Raw genomic sequence first — 3,187 nt, forward strand, 5'->3', positions numbered from 1 at the left:
CACCTCCCGGTCCGTGCGGTGATCCAACCAAGCGGCTCCAACCCCGCGGCAAACCAACTAAACCGCCGAGTCCGTTCAACGCGCCCAGGCCTCCACCGCCCGGCGGGTGCGCAGTTGGTGATGGCGACGATGGATCAGCATTTGGCGGCGATGCAGCGCCAGCTGGATCAGACCACGGCGCAAAACCGGTTGTTGGCGCTGCGGCTGCGTGAGCTGGCGATGGGCTATCGCGGCATCGGCGCGGCGCCGATGGGCGGTATGCCGGCCTCGGGGCTGGGCAACATGATGCCCGCCGGGCGGTGGAGGCCTGGGCGCGTTGAACGGACTCGGCGGTTTAGTTGGTTTGCCGCGGGGTTGGAGCCGCTTGGTTGGATCACCGCACGGACCGGGAGGTGCGCGCAACGCTGAAGCGGCACCGGGCGGAGACGTGGGGACACCGCTGGGGGGTTTGACGCTGGATTCCTCTCCGCGGGAGGTGGCGGCGGCGATCATCCATGAAGCGCAGCGTCGCGGCTACTCGCGTAGTCAAACGATCGCGATCTTGTCTACGGCGCTGCAGGAAAGCGGGCTGCGCCCGCGGGCTGTGAGCCCGAATGGGTTGTGGCGGAGCATTTTTCAGCAGGATGCGGGCTATGCGGGCCGCAATGACCCCAACACGGCGATCTCTGGGTTTTTCGACCGGCTCGCCCACCGCGGCGGCCCCTCGTCACCGGATATTTGGAAGTCGATCTTCTGGCTACAGCAGCGCCCGGGTGAACCCTCGGCTGAGGCGGCGGTCGCGCACGGCCGCAGGGCCTATCTGGTCGAGATCCAAAGTCAGCTGCCGAAGGCCGCGGCGTTGTACCGCAGCATCACCGGAATTTGAACCTATAGCGCTTGATCATGGGGCCCCAGGTCAAGGAATCTGCGCTTGGTGAAGCTCTTTGGTCGACGAAAGCCCTGGGCGAAGGGTGGTGTCGAACGCTTAACCGTTCGACCCGCTTAGACCCGGGCCATCGCGTCGCGATCGTCAGAGCAGAAGAGGCACGGATCGCCGTGTTCGCTGCCATAGTTGACATAGCGTGCGACGGCTTGGACAACGGCTGCGGCCGTGTGGGTCTCGAGCGCGGATTCGGTGACCGCACGGTCAAATGGTCGTAGTGCGGCAACGCTGCGGACTAGCGCGCTCGAATGGTCGGGACCGCCGGTGAGATCGACCGCAGGAGCGGCATCGACGAACAGCGTGTACATGTCATGTTCCGGAGACCCTACGTTGAGCCGCAGCACCCACCAAATGACCGTCGTGCTGTGCGGCATAAGGGAAGAACTTGTATCCGGTCCGCAACCACTGTGGGTCCGCGGTCGGGTCGACTGCGGCTGCGGGTATTGGGGATGATTCGTCACCGCCTATCACGGTGGTCCTAGGTCCGGAATCTGCGCTTGGGGAAGCTCTTTGGTTGACAAGAGCCATCCCTGCGCGAGGAGTCCGAGTACTCCTGACACAGTGACAGGGGCCGTCGCCGGTAAGCCAGCCAAGCTGGCGAGGGTCCCTACCGCGGTGCTTTGCATTCCGGTGACTTGTGCTGCGAGTTCTTCTGGGGTGACGTTGCCGCCGTAGGTTTTGTTGAACCACTGCACGTATTCCCTGAATTCAAAGCGTTGGTTGATGATCTGTTGTCGAAGTTGATCTGCCGTGACGTTGGGGGCCGGTGGGTTAGGGATCGGTTGACCATGCAGTTGATATTGGGTGAAGTCGTGCAACGGTTTTGGCACCGGTAGCGGTTCGCTGTGAGGGCCGGTGCCGGGGGTTAGCCCGGGACTTGTGGGCGGCGCTGCTTGGGGTGCACCTGGCGTTGGCGGCACGGCTGGATTCGGCGGTTGGGGGCCGCCGTCTCCATGGTCGACCGGGAGGATGTGGGGCTTGCGGGTGCGTGGGTCGTCGACGGTCTGGTCGTCGGGGCTGCTCGGGATGCCGTCGCCGTCGGAGGGGGTCCCGGCGATGCCCCGATAATCGGCCGCGGTTTGCCTCAGTGCTGCTGTCACGCCCTGGTACTGCGCCTTGGTGGTTTGCAGCTGGCCCTGCATCGCGGAGAGGTGTTGATCCATGGCGGCCATCAACAACTGCGCTCCCGCTGGCGATCGGCTCATCGGCATCAGCGCGGCTGCCGTGGTGCGGGCCTGGTCGCGGATGAGCCCTGAGGCCGCGCGGCCCTGCTGACCGATGACTGAGCCCTGGGCGGCGGTCTGTTGCAATTGCTCATCCAGCCCGGCTACCGTGGTCTGCGTCTGCTGATACGAGCCCGCGGCACCGACGACACCGGTCTGCAAACCACTGCTACCTTCGGGCGAGCCGGGCACCGAACCCGGCGTCGATGCGGGCAGCTCAGCACTGGCGCCCCCGGCCGGATACAGCTGGTGGGCACGTGTCAGCACCCGATCAACCCCGGCCACAAACCCCGCAACGCTCACCCACCAAAATTAGCCCGAGTGACATCCCGATGCGACACTCGCGGGAATCTGGCTCGGGAGCGACCGGACTTTGCGTGGGTGGTGCGTTGGTCAGAAAGCAGTGATCGCCGCACCGCGGGAGTGGTCGACGTCGACGAGGCGATGGAAAGACGGTTGACCTGGAAGTACTCCTTTTTTGGCGGTACGGTACGCAGCGATGACGTGGCAACCGATGCCAGACCACCGGTGACTGGGACGATATCGAGATGGCGTTCTCTCGCGGACTACTTGGTGACGACGAGTTCCAGCGTTGGCTGAACGCCAGCTTAAGGGCACTTAGGCGTGATCAAGCGAATTCGCCGTGGCTGTGGCTGGGGGGTTTGGGTCGGGTTAATTTTGGTGGGTGAGTGTTGCGGAGTTTGTGGCTGGGGTTGATCGGCTGCTGACTCGGGGTCATGGGTTGTTTCCGGCCGGCGGGCTTGGTGGGGGTGGGCAGGTGTTCGCCGCCAGTGGTGGGCGCGGTCTGGTGCCCGCGGCCCCGGGTGGGGATAGCGGTTTGACCGGTGGCGCCTCCGCGGCTGGCGGCGCCTATCAGCAGGCCCAGGCCGGCGCGGATGGGCTCGATGAGGGTTCGGGGCAAACGGTGACCCAGGGTGGGGCGGTGGGGGCGCAGGGCCGCGCGGCCTCAGGGCTCATCCGCGACCAGGCCCGCACCACGGCAGCCGCGCTGATGCCGATGAGCCGATCGCCAGCGGGAGCG

At 65.5% G+C, this 3,187-nt stretch carries 4 protein-coding genes and 1 pseudogene; 3 read left to right on the forward strand and 2 right to left on the reverse strand.

Going from position 1 to position 3,187, the window contains the following annotated elements; genetic code table 11:
- Positions 1-129 precede the first annotated feature (129 nt).
- Together ACQI5H_RS24465 and ACQI5H_RS24470 are read left to right on the forward strand one after the other, a co-directional pair.
- Entirely contained in the window at positions 130-408 is a 279-nt protein-coding gene (locus tag ACQI5H_RS24465; protein WP_427081873.1) for a hypothetical protein, read from the forward strand.
- Between the two features lie 67 nt (positions 409-475).
- The gene (locus ACQI5H_RS24470) at positions 476-865 is read left to right on the forward strand and encodes a hypothetical protein (protein ID WP_427081874.1); all 390 of its coding nucleotides are present in this window, start codon (positions 476-478) and stop codon (positions 863-865) included.
- Positions 866-981: 116 nt separating this feature from the next.
- Here the strand turns inward: ACQI5H_RS24470 and ACQI5H_RS24475 are convergent, their stop codons facing one another.
- Positions 982-1,296, reverse strand: a complete 315-nt coding sequence (locus tag ACQI5H_RS24475) for a hypothetical protein (protein WP_427081875.1) — start codon at positions 1,294-1,296, stop codon at positions 982-984.
- A 93-nt stretch (positions 1,297-1,389) separates the two neighbouring features.
- On the reverse strand, positions 1,390-2,448 hold the full coding sequence (locus ACQI5H_RS24480) for a hypothetical protein (protein WP_427081876.1): 1,059 nt from the start codon (positions 2,446-2,448) through the stop codon (positions 1,390-1,392).
- A 382-nt stretch (positions 2,449-2,830) separates the two neighbouring features.
- Between ACQI5H_RS24480 and ACQI5H_RS24485 the strand changes: the two are divergent.
- A pseudogene (locus ACQI5H_RS24485) lies at positions 2,831-3,187 on the forward strand (hypothetical protein); the annotation flags it as partial.

Origin of the sequence: Mycobacterium heidelbergense, from assembly GCF_050205645.1 — a bacterium.
GTDB lineage: Bacteria > Actinomycetota > Actinomycetes > Mycobacteriales > Mycobacteriaceae > Mycobacterium > Mycobacterium heidelbergense_A.